The organism is Streptomyces sp. NPDC001890, assembly GCF_042891445.1.
GTDB lineage: Bacteria > Actinomycetota > Actinomycetes > Streptomycetales > Streptomycetaceae > Streptomyces.
Window position 1 is genome coordinate 39,071 of the sequence record NZ_JBIATE010000028.1, and the last position, 19,994, is coordinate 59,064.

15 protein-coding genes, 5 tRNA genes and 1 riboswitch are annotated in these 19,994 nt (G+C 70.9%); of the genes, 15 read left to right on the forward strand and 5 right to left on the reverse strand.

Annotated features, from left to right (window positions below; translation table 11 throughout):
• Positions 1-19: 19 nt before the first annotated feature.
• Positions 20-838 (forward strand): DsbA family protein, encoded by an 819-nt coding sequence (locus ACFYY1_RS36565; protein WP_388593368.1) that lies wholly within the window; start codon positions 20-22, stop codon positions 836-838.
• Positions 835-1,686, forward strand: coding sequence for a cytochrome c biogenesis CcdA family protein (locus ACFYY1_RS36570; RefSeq protein WP_388593369.1), 852 nt, complete (start codon positions 835-837; stop codon positions 1,684-1,686). The genes ACFYY1_RS36565 and ACFYY1_RS36570 overlap by 4 nt, the downstream gene beginning before the upstream one ends.
• Positions 1,687-1,724: 38 nt before the next feature.
• On the opposite strand, the gene ACFYY1_RS36575 is transcribed toward ACFYY1_RS36570, so the two are convergent.
• The 3 genes from ACFYY1_RS36575 to ACFYY1_RS36585 form a co-directional block, all read right to left on the reverse strand.
• Positions 1,725-1,801 (reverse strand) — tRNA-Phe (locus ACFYY1_RS36575).
• Between the two features lie 22 nt (positions 1,802-1,823).
• A tRNA-Asp gene (locus ACFYY1_RS36580) sits at positions 1,824-1,898 on the reverse strand.
• Between the two features lie 39 nt (positions 1,899-1,937).
• Positions 1,938-2,010 (reverse strand) — tRNA-Glu (locus tag ACFYY1_RS36585).
• 182 nt (positions 2,011-2,192) lie between these two features.
• Here ACFYY1_RS36585 and ACFYY1_RS36590 point away from each other — a divergent pair.
• The 7 genes from ACFYY1_RS36590 (at position 2,193) to ACFYY1_RS36620 (ending at position 11,519) form a co-directional block, all read left to right on the forward strand.
• Positions 2,193-2,543, forward strand: a complete 351-nt coding sequence (locus tag ACFYY1_RS36590; protein ID WP_206433537.1) for a metallopeptidase family protein — start codon at positions 2,193-2,195, stop codon at positions 2,541-2,543.
• 206 nt (positions 2,544-2,749) lie between these two features.
• A complete protein-coding gene (locus ACFYY1_RS36595) occupies positions 2,750-3,325 on the forward strand; it encodes a hypothetical protein (RefSeq protein WP_388593370.1) in 576 nt (191 codons plus the stop codon).
• Between the two features lie 239 nt (positions 3,326-3,564).
• Positions 3,565-5,736, forward strand: coding sequence for a DEAD/DEAH box helicase (locus tag ACFYY1_RS36600; RefSeq protein WP_388593371.1), 2,172 nt, complete (start codon positions 3,565-3,567; stop codon positions 5,734-5,736).
• A 387-nt stretch (positions 5,737-6,123) separates the two neighbouring features.
• Positions 6,124-8,133 carry an FG-GAP-like repeat-containing protein gene (locus ACFYY1_RS36605; protein ID WP_388593373.1) on the forward strand — a complete coding sequence of 670 codons (2,010 nt, stop codon included), beginning with the start codon at positions 6,124-6,126 and terminating at the stop codon, positions 8,131-8,133.
• Entirely contained in the window at positions 8,133-9,710 is a 1,578-nt protein-coding gene (locus tag ACFYY1_RS36610; RefSeq protein WP_388593376.1) for an FG-GAP-like repeat-containing protein, read from the forward strand. Before ACFYY1_RS36605 ends, ACFYY1_RS36610 begins: the two co-directional genes overlap by 1 nt.
• Positions 9,711-9,831: 121 nt before the next feature.
• Complete coding sequence (locus ACFYY1_RS36615; RefSeq protein WP_388593378.1) at positions 9,832-11,355, forward strand: amino acid permease; 1,524 nt, start codon at positions 9,832-9,834, stop codon at positions 11,353-11,355.
• Between the two features lie 91 nt (positions 11,356-11,446).
• A tRNA-Lys gene (locus ACFYY1_RS36620) sits at positions 11,447-11,519 on the forward strand.
• 609 nt (positions 11,520-12,128) lie between these two features.
• On the opposite strand, the gene ACFYY1_RS36625 is transcribed toward ACFYY1_RS36620, so the two are convergent.
• Positions 12,129-13,523 carry an FAD-binding oxidoreductase gene (locus ACFYY1_RS36625; RefSeq protein ID WP_388593379.1) on the reverse strand — a complete coding sequence of 465 codons (1,395 nt, stop codon included), beginning with the start codon at positions 13,521-13,523 and terminating at the stop codon, positions 12,129-12,131.
• A gap of 157 nt (positions 13,524-13,680) precedes the next feature.
• Positions 13,681-14,100: an SHOCT domain-containing protein gene (locus ACFYY1_RS36630; RefSeq protein ID WP_388593382.1), complete on the reverse strand. Its 420-nt coding sequence runs from the start codon at positions 14,098-14,100 to the stop codon at positions 13,681-13,683.
• 276 nt (positions 14,101-14,376) lie between these two features.
• Between ACFYY1_RS36630 and ACFYY1_RS36635 the strand changes: the two genes are divergently transcribed.
• The 6 genes from ACFYY1_RS36635 (at position 14,377) to ACFYY1_RS36660 (ending at position 19,991) form a co-directional block, all read left to right on the forward strand.
• Positions 14,377-14,598, forward strand: coding sequence for a hypothetical protein (locus ACFYY1_RS36635; protein WP_388593385.1), 222 nt, complete (start codon positions 14,377-14,379; stop codon positions 14,596-14,598).
• 129 nt (positions 14,599-14,727) lie between these two features.
• Positions 14,728-15,945, forward strand: coding sequence for an SPFH domain-containing protein (locus ACFYY1_RS36640; protein WP_388593387.1), 1,218 nt, complete (start codon positions 14,728-14,730; stop codon positions 15,943-15,945).
• Positions 15,946-15,960: 15 nt separating this feature from the next.
• Positions 15,961-16,034, forward strand: a tRNA-Met gene (locus ACFYY1_RS36645).
• A gap of 179 nt (positions 16,035-16,213) precedes the next feature.
• Complete coding sequence (locus ACFYY1_RS36650) at positions 16,214-17,374, forward strand: PP2C family protein-serine/threonine phosphatase (protein ID WP_388593390.1); 1,161 nt, start codon at positions 16,214-16,216, stop codon at positions 17,372-17,374.
• A gap of 311 nt (positions 17,375-17,685) precedes the next feature.
• Positions 17,686-17,838, forward strand: a riboswitch (cyclic di-AMP (ydaO/yuaA leader).
• Positions 17,839-17,849: 11 nt separating this feature from the next.
• On the forward strand, positions 17,850-18,932 hold the full coding sequence (locus tag ACFYY1_RS36655; protein WP_388593393.1) for a M23 family metallopeptidase: 1,083 nt from the start codon (positions 17,850-17,852) through the stop codon (positions 18,930-18,932).
• A gap of 114 nt (positions 18,933-19,046) precedes the next feature.
• Positions 19,047-19,991, forward strand: coding sequence for an aldo/keto reductase (locus tag ACFYY1_RS36660; RefSeq protein ID WP_388593395.1), 945 nt, complete (start codon positions 19,047-19,049; stop codon positions 19,989-19,991).
• Positions 19,992-19,994: the final 3 nt, after the last annotated feature.

Below are 19,994 nucleotides of genomic sequence, written 5' to 3' on the forward strand. Positions count from 1 at the left end.
CACCAGCACGGAGTCCCGCATGTCCAAGTCCCCGTCCGCGTCCTCGCGCAAGCCCTCTTCCCGGAAGCCGGTGATCTACGGCGCCGGTGTCGTCCTCGCCGCCGCGCTGCTCGGCTTCGTCTCCTACAAGGCCACCGCCCCCGACCATTCGGGTTCCGGTTCCTCCTCGGTCGCCGAGGTCACCGCCGACCCGGACGCCGGCGTCTACCCGGAGCTGGCGAAGCTCGCCCGCCGCGACGCCGGCGACAAGCTCGCGCAGGGCCGCGCCGACGCACCCGTGGTCCTCATCGAGTACGCCGACTTCAAGTGCGGTTACTGCGGCAAGTTCGCCCGCGACACCGAGCCCGCCCTGGTCAAGAAGTACGTGGACAACGGCACCCTGCGCATCGAGTGGCGCAACTTCCCGATCTTCGGCGCCGAGTCCGAGGCCGCCGCCCGCGCCGCCTGGGCCGCCGGGCAGCAGGACCGCTTCTGGCAGTTCCACGCCGCCGCGTACGCCGAGGGGGCCAAGGAGAAGGGGTTCGGCAAGGACCGCCTGAAGGAACTCGCCCGCCAGGCCGGCGTCGCGGACCTCGACCGGTTCGCCCGCGACGCGGACAGCGCCGCCGCCTCCGCCGCCGTCGGCAAGGACCAGGAACAGGGGTACGGAATCGGCGCGACGTCCACCCCGTCGTTCCTGATCAACGGCCGCCCGATCTCCGGGGCCCAGCCCATGGAGACCTTCACCTCGGCCATCGAGGCGGCGGCCGAGACGGCCCGCAACACCGAGGACGCCAAGAGCAGCAAGGACACCGAGAGCGGCAAGGGCTCCCAGGGCTCCGGGGACGACGCGAAATGACCGCTGACATCGGCTACTTCGCGGCCTTCCTCGGCGGGCTGCTCGCCCTGGTCAGCCCGTGCAGCGCGCTGCTGCTGCCCGCCTTCTTCGCCTACTCCATCGATTCCGCCTCGCGTCTGCTGGCCCGTACCGGCATCTTCTACGCCGGTCTGGCCACCACCCTGGTGCCGCTCGGCGCCGCCGGCTCGTACGCCGGACGGCTCTTCTACCAGCACCGCGACGCGCTGGTCCTCGGCGCGGGCTGGCTGATCATCGCGCTCGGCGTCGCGCAGATCGTCGGCCTGGGCTTCGCCTCGCGCCGGATCGCCGCCCTCAGCGGCCGGATCCGCCCGACCACCGCCGTATCGGTCTACGCGCTGGGCGCCGTCTACGGACTGGCCGGCTTCTGCGCGGGCCCGATCCTCGGCAGCGTCCTCACCGTGGCGGCGGTCAGCGGCAGCCCGGTCTACGGCGGACTGCTGCTCGCGGTCTACGCCCTGGGCATGGCGGTCCCGCTCTTCCTGCTCGCACTGCTCTGGGAACGCTTCGACCTGGGCCGGCGGGCCTGGCTGCGCGGCCGCGCCTTCCGGCTCGGCCGTTTCGAACTGCACACCACGACCCTGTTGTCCGGGCTCTTCTTCATCGCGCTCGGCGCGCTGTTCCTCGCGTACGACGGGACGACGGCGCTGCCCGGCCTGCTGGACGTGGACGATTCGTTCGCCGTGGAGCAGTGGGCCCAGCGCATCGGCGAGCACGTGCCGGACGCCATGGCGCTGGTGGCCGTGGTCGCGGTGGTGCTGCTGGTTCTGGCGGTACGGGCGTGGCGCGGCCGGCAGGGCGTGAACCCGGCGGACCGGGAAGAGGTCTGACACGGCGAAGGCCCCGTCCGGTGGACGGGGCCTTCGGGTGGTGGCTGGGGCCGGGATCGAACCGGCGACCTATCGCTTTTCAGGCGATCGCTCGTACCAACTGAGCTACCCAGCCACGCAGCTCATAAGGGCTGCAGCGGTCCTGACGGGATTTGAACCCGCGGCCTCCACCTTGACAGGGTGGCGAGCACTCCAAACTGCTCCACAGGACCAAGCTAATGTGCGAGACAAGTCTCGCACACGGTTAAGCGTGCCCCCAACGGGATTCGAACCCGTGCTACCGCCTTGAAAGGGCGGCGTCCTGGGCCACTAGACGATGAGGGCTAAGGGCCCACCTGCGCGCTTTCCAGCGCGTCGGGGACGTGAGAAGCATATGGGATGGCGGCGGCTATCGCCAAAACGGTTTACCGGGAGCGCCCGGCAGGGGTGCGCGCCCCGGGGCGGAGACGTTCGTACGGGCCGTCCGGACCGGGGCGCCGGGACCGGCGGTACGGGACAATGGCGGGGTGCTGGAGATGACGCGCGAAGAGTTCGAAGAACTGGTCGCCGAGGCGCTGGACCGGATCCCGCCGGAGCTGACGCGGCTGATGGACAACGTCGCGGTGTTCGTCGAGGACGAACCCGACCCGGGGGATCCCGAGCTGCTCGGGCTGTACGAGGGGACGCCGCTGACCGATCGCGGCGAGTGGTACGCGGGGGTGCTGCCGGACCGGATCACCATCTACCGCGGGCCGACCCTCCGGATGTGCGAGTCCCGCGAGGACGTCGTCGCCGAGACCGAGATCACGGTCGTCCACGAGATCGCCCACCACTTCGGCATCGACGACGCGAGGCTGCACGCGCTCGGCTACGGGTGAGCGGACCGCTCGCCGCCGGACCGCTCCCGGCCGGACCGCCGCCCGCCCGGTGGTGTGTGCGTGCGGAATCGCGGTGGGAGGCGTGCGGGTGGTGTGCGGGACGGGAGCGGGGGCGTGTCCCCGGTGGGGCAAAGGGAGTTGGGCACGGAGCCCCCTCTTCTCCCGTACCGCTCCGCCCCCTCTTCGTACCCCCGGAGGTGCCTCCCGTGCGCCAGTTGTCCGTCCCCGTCCGATGGGCGGCCGTCGTCGCCGCGACCGTCGCCGCGTCCACCGGCTGCATGAGCATCGGCGACGACGGGGGGAAACCGGCTCCGTCGCCCTCTCCGTCGCCCGAGCACGCGGGGAGCGCCGCCCAGCCGGACGGCGGCACCGTGGCGGGTACCGGCAGGGTCCGTGGTGGGGGCAGGGCCGAGGCGCACTCCGAGCGGGAGGCCGCCGAGTCGCCGGAACCGAGCGGCTCGGCCGGGGCCCCGGCCGAGCCCGGTGACGTACGGCAGGGCGGGGAGCGGGAAGGGGACGCGGAGCCGGGCCGGGGTGGTCCGGTGCCGACGCCCTCCGCCTCGCAGTCCGGCCCCGGGGTGCCGGAGCAGCCCACCTCGCCCGCGCCGTCCGGGCCGGCGACCCCCGAGCCGCCGGACACGCCCGAGCCGGAGCCCTCCGAGACCTCGCCGCAGCCGTCCGCCTCGCCGGCCGCACAGCTCCGCAGTGAGGCGATGGGGGCGTCGAGGGCGTCGCGTCCGCTGCGGACTCCCGAGGTATCGCCGCAGGTGGGACCGGTTTAGCGAGGGGAGGGAGAGGGCCGGTTTGCGCGATGTGGGGTGGAGTGCGTATGGTAGTAGATCGTTTGATCCCATTGCCCGGCGCCGAAACAGAAGCGCGCCGTGTGGCGCGTACTCTCCCTTGCCGTGGCTGGACCGCATTGAGGCGGTCGAAATTGCGAATCACGGAGTTACGGGCGCGTGCCGAGACTCCGGAAGGTTTCGCATTTCGCATGTCAATTTCCAGTTCTGACCACACCGTCATGCCCGAGAACATCGAGAACGACGAGCTCGTCGAGGCCGCGGAGGCCGTGATCGCCGAGTCCGCCGGTGCCATCGAGGCGGACGCCCCCCGGGCCGAGCAGGCCGACACCGACTCCGCCGAGGCCGACGCGGACGCCGAGCCGACCATCACCTTCGCCGACCTGGGCCTGCCCGAGGGCATCGTCCGCAAGCTCGCGCAGAACGGTGTGACGGCGCCCTTCCCGATCCAGGCCGCGACCATCCCGGACGCCCTGGCCGGCAAGGACATCCTGGGCCGTGGCCGTACCGGCTCCGGCAAGACCCTCTCCTTCGGTCTGCCGACCCTGGCCACGCTGGCCGGCGGCCACACCGAGAAGAAGAAGCCCCGCGCGGTCATCCTCACCCCGACCCGTGAGCTCGCGATGCAGGTCGCGGACGCGCTCCAGCCGTACGGCGACGTGCTCGGCCTGAAGATGAAGGTCGTCTGCGGCGGTACGTCGATGGGCAACCAGATCTACGCGCTGGAGCGCGGTGTCGACATCCTCGTCGCCACCCCGGGCCGGCTGCGCGACATCATCAACCGGGGCGCCTGCTCCCTGGAGAACGTCCAGGTCGCCGTCCTCGACGAGGCCGACCAGATGTCCGACCTGGGCTTCCTGCCCGAGGTCACCGAGCTGCTCGACCAGGTTCCGGTCGGCGGTCAGCGCATGCTCTTCTCCGCCACGATGGAGAACGAGATCGGCACGCTGGTCAAGCGCTACCTGGACAACCCGGTGAGCCACGAGGTCGACAGCGCCCAGGGCAACGTCACGACCATGACGCACCACGTCCTCGTCGTGAAGCCGAAGGACAAGGCGCCGGTCACCTCCGCCATCGCCGCCCGCAAGGGCCGCACCATCATCTTCGTCCGCACCCAGCTGGGCGCCGACCGCATCGCCGAGCAGCTCGTCGAGGCGGGCGTCAAGGCGGACGCGCTGCACGGCGGCATGACGCAGGGCGCCCGTACCCGGGTGCTCGCCGACTTCAAGGACGGCTACGTCAACGCGCTCGTCGCGACCGACGTCGCCGCCCGCGGTATCCACGTGGACGGCATCGACCTGGTGCTGAACGTGGACCCGGCCGGTGACCACAAGGACTACCTGCACCGCTCGGGCCGTACCGCCCGCGCCGGCAAGTCGGGTGTCGTCGTCTCGCTGGCGCTGCCGCACCAGCGCCGTCAGATCTTCCGCCTGATGGAGGACGCGGGCGTCGACGCCTCGCGCCACATCGTCGGCGGCGCCGGCGCCTTCGACCCGGAGGTCGCCGAGATCACCGGTGCCCGTTCGCTGACCGAGGTCCAGGCCGACTCCGCGAACAACGCCGCCAAGCAGGCCGAGCGCGAGGTCGCCGACCTGACCAAGCAGCTGGAGCGCGTCCAGCGCCGCGCCGGTGAGCTGCGCGAGGAGGCCGACCGCCTCGTCGCCCGTGCCGCCCGCGAGCGGGGCGACGACCCCGAGGCCGCCGTGGCCGAGGTCGCCGCCGAGGCGGAGGCCGCGATCGAGGCCGCCGTCTCCGTGCCGGAGCAGCCCGCCGCCCGTGACGACCGTCGCGACGACCGGGGCAACTTCGACCGCCGGGACAGCCGTGGCGGCGACCGCGGTGGCTACCGCTCCAACGACCGCCGGGACGACCGCGGTGGTGACCGTGGTGGCTTCCAGCGTCGTGACGACCGTGGCGGCCGTTCCTTCGACCGCCGTGACAACGACCGTCCGTCGTTCAACCGGGACCGCCGTGACAACGACCGCCCGTCGTTCAACCGCGACCGTCGTGACGACCGCCCGTCCGGTGGCTTCCGCCGTGACAACGACCGCCCGTCGTTCAACCGGGACCGTCGTGACGACCGTCCGTCGGGCGGCTTCCGCTCCAACGACCGTCGTGACGACCGCGGCGGCCGCTCCTTCGACCGCCGTGACAACGACCGCCCGTCGTTCAACCGCGACCGTCGTGACGACCGTCCGTCCGGTGGCTTCCGCTCCGGTGGCAGCGACCGTCCGTTCAACCGCGACCGTCGTGACGACCGTCCCTCCGGCGGCTTCCGCTCCGGTGGCGGCGACCGTCCGACCGGCCGCCGCGACGACCACCGGGGCACCGGCACCAACACCGGTTCCTTCGGCCGCCGCGACGACAAGCCGCGCTGGAAGCGCAACGGCTGAACGCGCATCGGCTGAACGCGGTGAGGACCTGCTGAGGGTCCGCTGAAAGGTCTGCGGAAAGCGGGCCCGCTCTTCACGAGCGGGCCCGCTTTTCTTTTCACTTCCCTCACATGGGTAACCGCTGCTAGCATCCGGCCACTTGCACAGGGGGCGGGGCCGGGGGGCTTTGCGAGCATGACGTGATTCCTTTGCGGCGGGCTGCCGTTGATCACCTGTGCCCTTTCATGCCTTCGGGCATTTCGGGGAGGACTGACCCTTTTGGCTCGCCTTGCTTCTCCACGCGGTCGTGGCGCCCGGCGCCGTGTCGCCGCGCTGGCCGTTCTCACCGTGGCCGCCACCGGTCCCGGTTCGATGCAGAGCGCTGTAGCGGCGGATACGCCGACCCCGGTGCAGACCAGCGGAGTCTGGGGCATCGACTTCGCCGGTGGAGTGCTGAACACCGTGGAAATCGCCCCGAGCGGGCCGCAGTTCGTGTTCGCGCGGCAGGTCGCCGCGGACGGGGCGACGGTGGGCGCGCCCACCTCGATGGGATACGCCGACACCTACGCGACCGGTGCGCATATCCAGCGTGTGCCGTGCGACGCCGGTTCCTGCGTACCGCTGCGCGCCACCGGCAACGGCCATGTGGGGCGCTTCTTCGTCGAGAACGGGCAGGAGCGCGCCCAGATCTGGCTGACGGCGAACAGTTTCCACAGCTTCGGCGAACCCGCTGTGACCGGCGGTCGGTTCGTGGACGCGACCGGACGTTACTTCGTCTACGACGCGGCGTCGACGGGCAAGCAGTACGTCGACGCCGTCGGCGAGTACCGCAGTGCGGATGTGCGGATGACCCGGTCCGTCACCGCCGCCTCGGTATGGGGATCGGCGCTGTGGACGGCGAGTTCCACCGCCGGAGCGATCACCGCCACCGACCTCGAACAGAAGAAGGTCGTCGCCACCACCGCCACCGGCGCCCCGTGCGTGATCAAGGAACTCCGGACCGTCGGCCGCTGGATCTACTGGAACTGCGGCACGGGCGGCGTCGCCGGGGTGTACGACCGTACGGCGAAGAAGAGCTTCACGGTGCCGTCCGGCGACGCGCTCGTCGGCGACGGCTATCTCGTCCGGCACGACCGCACCGCCGGGAAGCTGGTGCTCACCGACTTCCACACCGGGACGGCCGCACCGCCCCGGGAGATCGCGGACCTCCCCGCTGGCACCACCGCCGACCAGCGCCGGCTGACCTGGGCCGTGGACAAGTTCGGCGGCGACATCGCGTACGTCGGCCCGGACAAGGCGATCCGGATCGTGCCGAGCGGGGTGCCCGCGCAGCCCCTGGCGAAGATCGAGTCGGATCTCGACTCCGGGTACATCGATCTCAAGGACACCAGCGGCGGCCAGCGGTGGGAGAGCACCTGGCAGCTGAACAGGCCCGTGACCTGGACCTTCGTGGTGAAGGACGCGCACGGTCGCACGGTGCGCAGCATGTCCGGGGGGCCGGGCGCCGAGGTCGACGTCGCGTGGGACGGCAGGACCGACGCGGGCGGCTATCCGTTCAACGGGAACCACACCTGGACGTTGACGGCCAGGGCGACCGAGGGCGAAGGCACGTACACCACCGGCGGAAGGATCTCGGTCGGCGGCGGCCTCCAGGGCCATCACGACCAGGGCGGCTTCGACTTCGGCGAGCTGGTCACGCTCAACTCGGTGGGCGAGCTGACCCTGCACTACACCGAGGGCAAGGGGAAGTTCGACTGGAAGCGCTCCGGTGCCGGCTGGCCCAAGGGCACGGTGGCGGTCCCGTTCGGGGACATGGGCAGCGACCGGTGCGCCGAGATGCTCGTACGGATGCCGGGCGGGGAGCTGCGCCGGTACGCCGGGAAGTGCGGATCCCCGTACACGCCGAGCAGCAGCCACACTTCCCTGGGCACGGGGTGGAACGCGTACAACGTGCTGACCGTGCCCGGTGATCTGACCGGTGACGGCCGGCCCGACCTGCTCGCACGCAAGGCGTCGACCAGCGACGTCTACCTCTTCGCCAATGACGGTCACGGCAAGCTGACGGCCGGGGTGAAGATCCGCTCGTCCTGGACCGGCTACTCGAAGGTCGTGGGCGCCGGTGACCTCGACGGCGACGGGTACGGCGACGTGCTGGCCCATCACAAGGACGGCACGCTCTACCGCTACGACGGCACCGCCACCGGGAAGCTGAAGGAACGTGTGAAGGTCTTCGGCGCGTGGGGGACCTCGTACGACACCATCGTCGGGGTGGGCGACATCAGCGGTGACGGGAAGGCCGACATCGTCGAGCGGGACCGCTCGGGCAACCTCTTCCGCAACAACGGCAACGGCAAGGGATCGTTCGGCTCACGCACGAAGATCGCCACCGGCTGGCAGGGCTACAAGGGGGTCTTCTGATGACTTCGACGACCGAAGGACGTTCGGCGCGGGGCCGGTTCGCGGTGCCGGGGGCGGGCAGGGCGCTCACCACCCTGGCCGCGGCCGGAGCCGTGCTCGCCGGGCTGCTGGGTTCCGCGCCGCAGGCCCGCGCGGCCACGACGGTCCCGTCGTGGCTCATCCCGCTCCACTACGCCGACGAAGCGGACGGTTCCCACCGGGCCTGCACGGGCATCACGCTGTCCAGGACCCGGACCCTGGCCACGCCCGACTGCTTCACCGGACGCAGCCACGCCGACATGGAGTGGGAGTACGACCTGTCGAGCGGTCAGCTGTCGAGCGGCGGCAGCGATCCGCGCTATCGCAGCCACCCGACGTACGACGCGGCCACCCGCCGGGGGGCCGTCTCGGTGGCGATCCGGGCGACGCCGGCCTCGTACGGCAAGCCGGTGCTCGCCTCGTCGGCCGACACGGCGCTGTACGCGGAGGGCGCCAGGGCGACGTTCTACTCGTGGGCGGGGCTGGATCTGACCGACGCCCCGCGGGTCCGCCACAGCGAGCAGGTGGTGCTCAGGTCGGCGGCGTCCTGCGCCGCGCTGCTCGGCCGTACGCTGCCGGGCGGCACGCTCTGCACCGTACCGGCCCCGGGCGCGCCGCCCGTCGCGGACGAGGACCAGTGCTTCGGTGACGCGGGCGGGGCGCTCGTCGGCGGCGGCAAGCTCATCGCCGTCTCGGCCACCCGGGCCACCGGCTGTGTGGCGGGCGGGGTACGGCTCTACACCCGGATCTCCTCCTACCGGTCCACGGTCGTCGACTGGACCCGCGACGTCGACCTCGACGAGCGGATCAGCGGCTCGGTCCTGGCGCGGGAGCCCGGCGACCTCATCGACCTCTGCACGACGGACCAGCAGGGCAGGCTCAGCGACTGCTACGTCGACAGCATCGGCTCGATGATCGACTGGCGCGACCAGTTCGACTTCATGACCGAGCTGGGCGACCTGGGCGGCGACGGCAAGGGCGACCTGCTCGCCCGTACGCCGGGCGGCACGCTGTACCGCATTCCCAGTGCCCTGAGCCACAGCGATCTCGGCAAGGCCGGGAAGGTGAAACTGGGCACCGGTTGGTCCAAGTACAACCGGATCGTGGCCGCCCGGGACCTCAGCGGGGACGGTCTCCCCGACATCCTCGCCCGGGACGCCTCGGGCGTGATCTGGCTCTACCGCGGCAAGAGCGACGGCTCCCTGGCGGGCCGTACGAAGGTCACCACCTGGAAGAGCTACACCGCCATCGCCGGACGCGGCGACCTGTCGGGCGACGGGCGCGCGGACATCGTGGCGCGGGACGGAGCCGGGGTGCTCTGGCTCTACCGGGGCAACGGCAAGGGCGGTTTCGCGCCACGGACGAAGATCGGCTCGGGCTGGGGCAAGTACAACGTGATCGTCGGCAGCGGGGACATGGACCACAACGGACGGCAGGACATCCTCGCGCGGACGCCGGCGGGTGCGGTGTACCTCTACAACGCGAACCACACCGGGGGTTTCTCGGCGCCGAGGAAGCTGGCCGACACGCGCTGGAAGAAGTACACGAAGATCACCTGAGCGACGCCGGGGCACGAGGGGCACGAAGGGGCTGCGTCCCTCCCTCGTGCCCCGGCACGTTTTCCCAGTCGTGACCCCGGCGGCCGCATGTGTGCCCCGGCACCCGGGAATTGCTGGGTGCATGACAACCGACACAGGCGAGGACCGACCACCACCACCGGGCGTCTCCGACGAGGAGCGCCTCGCGCAGCTCGGGTACACGCAGACGCTGGCCCGGCGCATGTCGGCATTCTCCAACTACGCCGTCTCGTTCACGATCATCTCGGTGCTCTCCGGCTGCCTCACGCTCTACCTCTTCGGCATGAACACCGGCGGCCCCGCCGTCATCACCTGGGGCTGGGTCGGAGTCGGCCTGATGACGCTGTTCGTCGGCCTGGCGATGGCCGAGATCTGTTCGGCGTACCCGACCTCCGCCGGCCTCTACTTCTGGGCCCACCGGCTGGCCCCGCCGCGCTCGGCCGCGGCCTGGGCCTGGTTCACGGGCTGGTTCAACGTCCTGGGCCAGGTCGCCGTCACCGCCGGGATCGACTTCGGGGCGGCGTCCTTCCTGGGTGCGTACCTGAACCTCCAGTTCGGCTTCGAGGTCACCCCCACCCGTACGATCCTGCTCTTCGCCGCGATCCTGCTGCTGCACGGCCTGCTCAACACCTTCGGGGTCAGGATCGTCGCGTTCCTGAACAGCGTGAGCGTCTGGTGGCACGTCATCGGCGTCGCCGTCATCGTCGGCGCCCTGACCTTCGTACCGGACTCGCACCGGTCGGCGTCCTTCGTCTTCACCGAGTTCGTCAACAACACGGGCTGGGGCAGCGGCTTCTACGTCGTGATGATCGGGCTGCTGATGGCGCAGTACACCTTCACCGGCTACGACGCCTCCGCCCATATGACGGAGGAGACCCACGACGCGGCGACGGCCGGCCCGAAGGGCATCGTCCGGTCGATCTGGACCTCCTGGATCGCGGGCTTCGTCCTGCTCCTCGGCTTCACCTTCGCCATCCAGTCGTACGACGGGGCGCTGAACTCGCCGACCGGCGCCCCGCCCGCCCAGATCCTCCTGGACGCCCTCGGCGCCACCACCGGCAAGCTCCTGCTGCTGATCGTGATCGGCGCCCAGCTCTTCTGCGGCATGGCGTCGGTGACCGCCAACAGCCGCATGATCTACGCCTTCTCGCGCGACGGGGCCCTGCCCTTCTCCCGCGTCTGGCACACGGTCAGCCCCCGCACCCGCACCCCCGTCGCCGCGGTCTGGCTCGCCGCGGCCGGCGCGCTCGCGCTGGGGCTCCCGTACCTGATCAACGTCACGGCGTACGCGGCGGTGACCTCGATCGCGGTGATCGGCCTCTACATCGCCTACGTCATCCCCACGTTGCTCCGCCTGCTCCGGGGCAGCGACTTCGACCCGGGCCCCTGGCACCTGGGCCGCTGGTCCCGCCCGATCGGCATCGTGGCGGTGGTCTGGGTCCTGATCATCACGGTGCTCTTCATGCTGCCGCAGCTCTCGCCGGTCACCTGGGAGACGTTCAACTACGCGCCCGTCGCGGTGCTGGTGGTCCTGGGCTTCGCGGCGACCTGGTGGCTGGCATCGGCGAGGCACTGGTTCCTCAAACCGGATCACAAGGGCACGATCATCCCGGACGACCCCGTCTGACGGACCGGGAATCCACCGTGACGGGGCCCGGTAACCGATACCCGATCGGCGGCCGGGCCCCGGCGGGCTATGCTCAGGGGTGATTCGCCGAGGGCCGTTAGCTCAATTGGCAGAGCAGCGGACTTTTAATCCGTTGGTTGTGGGTTCGAGTCCCACACGGCCTACCGCCGGCAGCGCGGGGGAACCCCCTGTGACCTGCTGCTCAGCGCCTCGATCGGTTTCATCCGGTCGGGGCGCTCCGTTTTCCCCGGCCTCGTGCGTGAGCGGATGGCCCCCAGGCGACGCCGAGGGCGGCCTTCTTCCTGCCCCGCGCATACGGAGCCGTCGTCGATGCCCCGGTACTCCCAGGTGCTGCGGCAGACCGCGAGTATTTGCTGGTCCGTCATGGCGTGCTGGTTCGTCACGATTCGCTTCCCCCCGCAGGCTCGGTGGTGGTCAGGATCCGCCCCACCTGTCCGCTGAAGGCGTGCCACACGGCCCGGCCTCCCGCCAGTTCGGCAGGCAGATGCGAGTCCCGAGCGGCCTACGCGCGCGGGCCGGCGCCGTGCAGCGGATTCGGCAACGCCCTCGCCGCGCACCTGACGCCCCGCCGCCCCCGAACCGTGGTCGCCGCCATCGCCGAACGCATCACCCGCATGGTCCTGGCCCCTTCGGCCGCCGCCCCGACGCCGCGGGAGTACGCCGCATGAGCCCCTCCGCCGCCCCCGTCGGCGCGGCCTCGGCGATGCTGCTCGTAGGCACCTCGACGGCCGTCTCCGATCCGGGCGGATTGCCTAGGCCGCCGGCGCCGGTCGGATGTTCTGGTTGGCGTGGAAGAAGTTGTGCGGGTCGTAGGTGCGCTTGATGGCGGCCAGACGGTCGTAGTGGTCGCGGTAGGTGGCCCGTATCCGGTCCGGCCTCTCGCCCGCGCCGATGAAGTTCACGTACGTACCGCCCATGGAGTGCGGGTGCAGCTCCTCCCAGTAGTCGACGCACCACTGCCTGATCCGCTCGGCGTTGTCCGGGTCCGGGTCGATGCCCGCGATGACGCCGGACCAGACCGCGTCCCGGTAGGCCCAGGCCGTGTCGTCGGGACCGAGCCGGTGGGCTGCCGCGTCGACCGGGTACAGGTGCGTGGTCGACAGGGCGGTGGGGAGGTTCTCCGTGTACTTGGCGTGTACGTCGACGGCGTCGTCGGTGATCCGGTCGAAGAAGTTGCCGCGCCAGTACCACTGCAGACCCGGGGGAAGCAGTTCGTCGAACATGGACTGCAGGACGGTGTACGGCATCGGGGCCACGAAGTGGAACGCCGGCCGGCCGGCGTCCTCGACGGCTGCGAGGGCGGCCCCGACGAGTCCGGGGTCGCCGGTCCAGCACCACACCACGCCGCACATCTTCTGACCGTGGATCTCCTCCGGGAACGGGGGCCCCGGCGGCACGGTGAGCGCGGCGAAGAAGCCGTTGAGGTCCTCGGGGGCCTGCGGAAGGAAGTCGCGGTACCAGCGCAGTACGTCATGGACCCGGTCGACCGGCCAGAGCGTGATGGCGACGCCCACCGTGTCCACCGGATGCAGCCGGAAGGTGAAGGAGGTGACGACGCCGAAGTTCCCGCCACCGCCGCGCAGCGCCCAGAACAGGTCGGGGTGGTTGGTGCTGTCGGCCCGCACCGACGTGCCGTCCGCCAGGACCACGTCCGCGGCCAGCAGGTTGTCGATCGTCAGGCCGTACTTGCGGGTGAGGTAGCCGTGGCCGCCGCCGAGGGCGAGGCCGCCGATGCCGGTGGACGACAGGATTCCGGAGGGGGTGGCCAGCCCGAAGGCGTGGGTGGCGTGGTCGAGGTCGCCGAGCGTGGTGCCGCCGCCGACCGTGGCCGTCCGCGCGGCGGGGTCGACGTGCGTCCAGCGCATGGGCGAGAGGTCGACGGTGACGCCGTCGTCCACCAGGCACAGGCCCGCACCGCTGTGGCCGCCGCCGCGGACCGCGAGCGTGAGGCCCGCGTCCCGTACGAAGCCGACGGCGGCCATGACGTCCGCCGCGTCGGAGCACCGCACCACCGCCGCCGGCCGTCTGTCGATCATGGCGTTGTGGACGGTGCGGGCCTCGCGGTACTCCGGGTCCCGGGGGCCGACGACGGGACCGCGCAGTGCCGTCCGCATCGCGTCCAGGGTTTCGAGCGTGGTGCCGTTCATGGCCGGGCCATCTCCTCGTACGTCGAGATGGGGACCGCCCCCGTTCGGCCGCCCGCCGTGGCTGATGTCTCAAGCCTCCCCGCGGTCCTGGCGCGTTGCCAGTGGGCCGGACCGCGTGGAGGGAGACATGCACGCCGGGGCGTGGCCGGAGCGGGTGTCAGACCAGGAGCTTCGTCTTCGCCCGCTGGTACTCCTCGTCCGTGATGGCGCCCCGGTCCCTCAGCTCGGCGAGCTTCGCCAGGTCGTCGACGTGGCTCTTGTGTTTCGTGGCCTCGGCGCCGCCCGCTTCGGAGGTGCCGGCGGCCTCCCGTACGTACGCCTTGAAGGCCGCGTCACGTTCCTGGGCCTCCTTGATGTCCCGCTTGCTCATGGACTTGCCGCGCGCGATCACGTAGATCAGCACGCCGATGTACGGCAGCAGCAGCGTGAGGATCAGCCAGCCGGCCTTGCCCCAGCCGCCGAGGTCGTGGCTGCGGAAGATGTCCGTGATGACCTTGAACAGCAGGAACAGCCACATGACCCAGAGGAAGAACCAGAGCATGGTCCAGAAGAGGTCGAGCAAGGAGTAGTCGTCCATGTGTCGCTCCCAGATCAGCGCGAGTTCATCGCGTCGGAGATCAAAAGGTAAAACAGTCATATCACCGCATACCTGCCTCCGCTCGCCGGTCGCCGGACGCCCGCGGGCACCGTTCCGCAAGGCGGGCGCGGAGTCGGGCGCGGAGTACCGTGGAGATGTCGAGGGAGGCTCGGGCCTCCAGGAGGCGGGGTCGCCTCGTGTCCATGAAGCGGTGCGGGACACCGCACGAGAAGCGGCGTGAGCGGGCGTGCGCGGGGACGCTCGCGAGGGCGACGCATGCACAGGGCAGATGAGTCCGCCCGGAGCCCGGTCGGGGCGGTCGGCCGTGTCACCGTGCCGATTCCGCCCGATGGGCCGGGCGAAGTACTGGTGGCCGTACGGGGTGGGTCCGAGGCCTACACCGCGTGGTCGGCGACGTCGATCGACAGGGACGCGCGCGTGGTGGTCGTCGACACGGTCTCGGCGCGCGGCGTGATCGTGGAACGCCTGCCGCCCTGAGCCGGAACGGACCGGAGCCGGCGGATCCGCCGGGGCCGTTGCGGCAGTCGGAGCTGTCGGAGCCGCCGCGGACGCCGCGGAACCGTCGCGTACACCACCGACGCAGTGACGTACGGCAGGAGTCTTCCCATGTTCTTCTGGCACGTTCCCGCCCCCAACGAGGCGATGCTCATCTCCGGTTCCAAGGGCAGGCAGACCCTGGACACCCAGTTCCGGATCGTCACCGGCCACGGCAGTTTCGTGCTCCCGGTGAAGCAGAAGGCGCGGATGCTCTCCCTGGCACTGCGCGAGGCGGAGATCACCGAGGACTGCGTGACGCAGCAGGGCATCCGCCTCAACGTCCGGGCCGTGGCCGTCTTCAAGGTCGGCGACGACTCCGTGTCCATCGCCAACGCGGCCCGCCGCTTCCTGACCGAGCAGGACCAGATGGAGGAGCTCGTCGGGCGGATCTTCGCCGGGCATCTGCGTTCCATCGTCGGCGGACTGACCGTGGAGCAGATCATCCGTGAACGCAACCGGGTCTCCCAGGAGGTCATCGCGGGCAGCCACGGCGAGATGGAGAAGCTCGGCATCGTCGTGGACGCCCTCCAGATCCAGGAGATCGACGACGCCACCGGCTACATCAAGAACCTCGCGGCCCCGCACGCCGCCGCGGTCGCCAGCCAGGCCCGGATCGCCGAGGCCAAGGCCGACCAGGAGGCCAGCCAGCGCGAGCAGCAGGCCGCCGCGCTCAAGGCGGAGTACGAGCGCGACACCGCGATCAAGCGGGCCGGCTTCCTCGCCGAGACCGAGCAGTACAACGCCCGCGCCGCGCAGGCCGGGCCGCTCGCCGGCGCCAGGGCCTCGCAGGAGGTCATCGAGGAGCAGACCGCACTGGCCGAGCGGCAGGCCGCGCTCGCCGCGCAGCAGCTGGAGGCGGAGGTCCGGCGCCCGGCGGACGCCGAGGCGTACCGGCAGCGCACCCTGGCGGAGGCGGCCCGGGACCGGGTGAAGTTCGAGGCGGACGGCAACGCGTACACCGAGCGGACCCTCGCCCAGGCGCAGGCCGACGCCAACAGTGTGCGCGCCGCGTCGCTGCGTGACGGCAACCAGGAGCTCATCGCGGCCAACCGCATCGTGGAGAACCTGCCCGCCCTGGCCGACGCGGCCGCCCGGGGGATGTCCGGCGCCGACCTCACCGTTCTCAACGGCACCAACGGTGTCAACGAGTTGGCGGCGGGCGTCGTCGGTCAGGGGCTGGCGATCCTCCACTCGCTGCAACGGGGCGTGGACCCGGTGAAGCGTCAGGAGGACGGAATGAAGGGCGGGCGGACCCGAGTGGTCAAAAGGGCTCCGGAGATGCCGTAGAGTTGTCTTCACCGACGCGGGGTGGAGCAGCTCGGTAGCTCGCTGGGCTCATAACCCAGAGGTCGCAGGTTCAAATCCTGTCCCCGCTACTGAAGGATCAGGCCCGGCACGCATGCAGCGTGCCGGGCCTGATTCGTTTCGCTGTGCCCATGTCCCCCGTTCCCCCCATTGGCCGAAGAGGAGTCGCCGCACCGTTCCGATCCGGCGAGCCTGAGGGTGGGGCGCGGTACCGTCCGCAGCCGCGCGCGTACCGGGCAGGAGACCACAGGTGTGGAAGCGGGAGAGGCGGCGCGGCAAGCATGCCGGGGGCGGCGCCGGTACCCGGCGGTTCGTACGGATGCTGCCGGCTCTGATGATTCTCGGCGGGCTGGTGTTCGACGCCCTCACCCCGCCGACCTTCACCGCCATCCCGCTGTTCGTGGCCGCTCCGCTGATCGCCGCCCCGTTCTTCTCGCTGGCCAGCACCGTTTGCACCGCTGTCGCCTCGATGCTCGCCGTCATCGCGCTGCGGCTGTACACCAGCTCGTTGCCGGAAGCCGTGCCGTTGATCGAGCTGCTCACCCTGGCCACCGTTTCGATCCTCGCGGTGGTGATCAACGGGGTCGTGCGGCGCGGCAACGAGCAGCTGGCCTCCGCGCGGTACATCGCGGAGACGGCGATGCGCGCGGTGCTGCCGAAGCCGTCCGACCGGATCGGCGGACTGCATGTCGCGGCGCGGTACGAGGCGGCTCAGGCGGACGAGTTCGTCGGCGGTGACCTGTTCGCCGTGGCGGACACCCCGCACGGGGTGCGGCTGGTGGTCGGTGACGTACGGGGGAAGGGGCTCGACGCCGTCGAGACGGTGGCGGTGGTCATCGGGGCGTTCCGCGAGGCGGCCGAGCAGGAATCCTCGTTGGAGGGGGTGGCGGGGCGGCTGGAGCGGGCGCTGGCGCGGGAGGAGGCGCGGCGGGGCGGGCTCGATGTGCTGGAGGGCTTCATCACCGCCGTGCTGGCCGAGATCCCGTACGGGCTGTCCCGGGTGCGGATCGTCAACCGGGGGCACCCCGAGCCGATCCTGCTGCATTCGGACGGGGCGCTGGAGGTGCTGAAGCCCTCCGTGCCCGCGCTGCCGATCGGGATGGGGCTGGGGGTGTGGCCGGAGTGCACGGACGAGTGGGAGCTGCCGGCCGGGACGACTCTGCTCCTCTACACGGACGGCCTCTCGGAGGCGCGGGACGCCGAGGGGGTCTTCTACGATCCGGCGGCCCGGCTGCGCGGGCGGATCTTCCCGGGGCCCGAGGAGCTGCTGTCCGCCCTGACCGATGACGTGCGGCTGCACACGGGCGGCGAGACGACCGACGACATGGCGTTGCTCGCGGTCGCACGCCCGGCCGAGGGGCAGCCGGACCGGCGGAGGACCGTGCGGATCGTCGGTGCCGAGGAGACGTGAGGGGTGGGCGGAGGAATGAGGGGGTGCGGGAAACGTGAGGAGACGTGAGGTGTGGGCGGGGGTGGTGGTGTGATGGGGTGATGCCACCGTGCGTAACTGAAAGGCACCGCTCCGCATAACGTTTGACGCAACGTCAGAAACGGGGTAGTGGCTGAGGGTCGGTCAACTCGTCCGATTCCGCCCGCTTGTGCCCCGTAAAGTCCAGGCCAAAGAAGTGAACGATCAGTGGGAACGGCTTGGAATACGGCCCCGGTGTCTATTAACGTTCGATAACGCAGCGCGGTCGTCCCAGCCGTCATCAGTGGCGGCGCCGTGCGCGAGCGCCGAATTCCGCAAGGGAACCGGGGAACCACCTACATGGGGTGAATCGGACACCTGTGTCTCGTGAGAGGCAGAGGGGCCCGTAGGAGACCTTCCTGCTCCGAACCCGTCAGCTAACCCGGTAGGCGAGAAGGAAGGAAAGGAGTGCGCCCCCGTGGCGTCCAACAAGCCTGCCCCCGAGGCCCCGTCCCGGTTCGATCACGACTACGGCACCGGGCCCGAAGGCAACTTCACCGGTGGGTTCACCAGTGAGCCCGACCGTGGCTGGGACGAGTGGAACCCCACCGAGGAGTCCGTCCGCCCGGTGCGCGGCAAGCACCGCGTCGCCAAGCAGCGCAACGGGCTCGCCCGCAGTTCCACGGTGCTGGGTGTCGGCGTCATAGCGGCGGTCGGTGCGGGTGGCATGGCCTCCGCGCAGAGCAAGCCGCCGGTCTCCATCTCCATGCCCGACGCCATCACGGACAACCTCCCCGACGCCAAGTCCCTTCCCGGCGTGGGCGCCCTGTTCTCCGGCGAGTCCGAGACGGACAAGTCCGAGGTCGCGGCCGCCGCCGCCCCGCTCACCACCGCCGGCATCACCACCGCCGAGGCGGAGCAGGGCACGACGGACGCGGGTGAGGCGCTCCGCGCCCGCATCCTCCAGCAGGCCGAGCAGCAGCAGGACGCCGCCGACGCCGAGGCCAAGGCGGCCGAGGAGAAGAGGGCCGCGGAGAAGGCGGCCGCCGAGGCCCAGAAGCAGCAGGACGAGGCCCAGGCCAAGGCCGCCGCCGAGAAGAAGAAGGCGGAGGAGGAGGCCAGGAAGAAGGCGGAGGCCGCCCGGCTCGCCAAGCTCGCCGCCAGCTACGCCATCCCGACCTTCTCGTACACGATCACCTCGACCTACGGCCAGGCCGGTTCGATGTGGTCCTCCGGCTACCACACCGGCCTCGACTTCGCCGCCCCGACCGGCACCCCGATCAAGGCCGTCCACGGCGGCACGATCAAGTCGGCGGGCCTGGCCGGCTCGTACGGCTACCGCACCGTGCTGGAGCTGGAGGACGGTACGGAGATCTGGTACTGCCACCAGTCCTCGATCGGCGTCAGCGTCGGCCAGAAGGTCACCACCGGTGACACCATCGGCCGGGTCGGCGCGACCGGCAACGTGACGGGCCCCCACCTCCACCTGGAGGTCCACACCGCCGACGGCACGGGCATCGACCCGATGGCCTGGCTCCGCAGCAAGGGCCTCAACCCCTGAGAACCCCGGCAGTCCTGACGCTCACCCCCCGACGTCAGGGCTGCCGGTCTTTTGTGGGCGGCCTGCCATGAGTGATTCGGAATAGCGCGCCATCCGGAATCCGTTGATCCACTTATGACTTCTCTTCGTAAGCTGGGCCCTTCCGACCTCCAGGTCTTCCCGCTCGCTCTCGGTGGCAACGTCTTCGGCTGGACCGCCGACGAGGCGCAGTCGTTCGCGGTGCTGGACGCGTACGCCGCGGCCGGCGGCAACTTCATCGACACCGCCGACGGGTACTCCGCCTGGGTCCCGGGCAACGAGGGCGGCGAGTCCGAGACCGTCATCGGCAAGTGGCTGGCCGCGCGCGGCAACCGCTCCGACATCGTCGTCGCCACGAAGGTCAGTACCCACCCCCGGTACCAGGGGCTCGCGCCCGCCAACATCAAGGCCGCGGCCGAGGAATCGCTGCGCCGGCTCGGCACCGAGTACATCGACCTCTATTACACGCACTTCGACGACGAGACCGTGCCGGTCGAGGACATCATCACCGCCCTGGACCAGCTGGTGAAGGAGGGCAAGGTCCGCGAGATCGCCGCCTCCAACATCGGCCCCGCGCGGCTCCAGGCGTCCCTGGACTTCTCGGAGCGCGAGGGGCTGGCCCGTTACGTCGCCCTTCAGCCGCACTACAACCTGGTCTCCCGCGACACGTACGAGGGCGAGCTCCAGGACACGGTGGCCCGCGCCGGGCTCGGCGCTGTGCCGTACTTCGCCCTGGCCTCCGGATTCCTCACCGGCAAGTACCGTCCGGGCACGTCGGTGGAGAGCGCGCGGGCGGAGGGTGCCCGCGCGCACCTGGAGTCGGAGCGCGGGCAGAAGGTCCTGGCAGCGCTGGACAAGGTCGCCCAGGAGCGCGGTGTGGAGATCGCGACCGTCGCGCTGGCCTGGCTCGCCTCCCGGCCGACCGTGGCCGCGCCGATCGCCTCGGCCCGTACGGTCGAGCAGCTGCCCGCGCTGCTGGCCGTCGCGGACCTCACCCTGACCGAGCAGGAACTGGCCGAACTCACCGAGGCATCCGCCTGACCG

Coding starts and splice junctions, on each gene's coding strand:
- ACFYY1_RS36660 (WP_388593395.1), top strand. CDS start 19,047: ATGACTTCTCTTCGTAAGCTGGGCCCTTCCGACCTCCAGGTCTTCCCG.
- ACFYY1_RS36625 (WP_388593379.1), bottom strand. CDS start 13,523: ATGAACGGCACCACGCTCGAAACCCTGGACGCGATGCGGACGGCACTG.
- ACFYY1_RS36610 (WP_388593376.1), top strand. CDS start 8,133: ATGACTTCGACGACCGAAGGACGTTCGGCGCGGGGCCGGTTCGCGGTG.
- ACFYY1_RS36635 (WP_388593385.1), top strand. CDS start 14,377: ATGCACAGGGCAGATGAGTCCGCCCGGAGCCCGGTCGGGGCGGTCGGC.
- ACFYY1_RS36640 (WP_388593387.1), top strand. CDS start 14,728: ATGTTCTTCTGGCACGTTCCCGCCCCCAACGAGGCGATGCTCATCTCC.
- ACFYY1_RS36565 (WP_388593368.1), top strand. CDS start 20: ATGTCCAAGTCCCCGTCCGCGTCCTCGCGCAAGCCCTCTTCCCGGAAG.
- ACFYY1_RS36570 (WP_388593369.1), top strand. CDS start 835: ATGACCGCTGACATCGGCTACTTCGCGGCCTTCCTCGGCGGGCTGCTC.
- ACFYY1_RS36630 (WP_388593382.1), bottom strand. CDS start 14,100: ATGGACGACTACTCCTTGCTCGACCTCTTCTGGACCATGCTCTGGTTC.
- ACFYY1_RS36600 (WP_388593371.1), top strand. CDS start 3,565: ATGCCCGAGAACATCGAGAACGACGAGCTCGTCGAGGCCGCGGAGGCC.
- ACFYY1_RS36615 (WP_388593378.1), top strand. CDS start 9,832: ATGACAACCGACACAGGCGAGGACCGACCACCACCACCGGGCGTCTCC.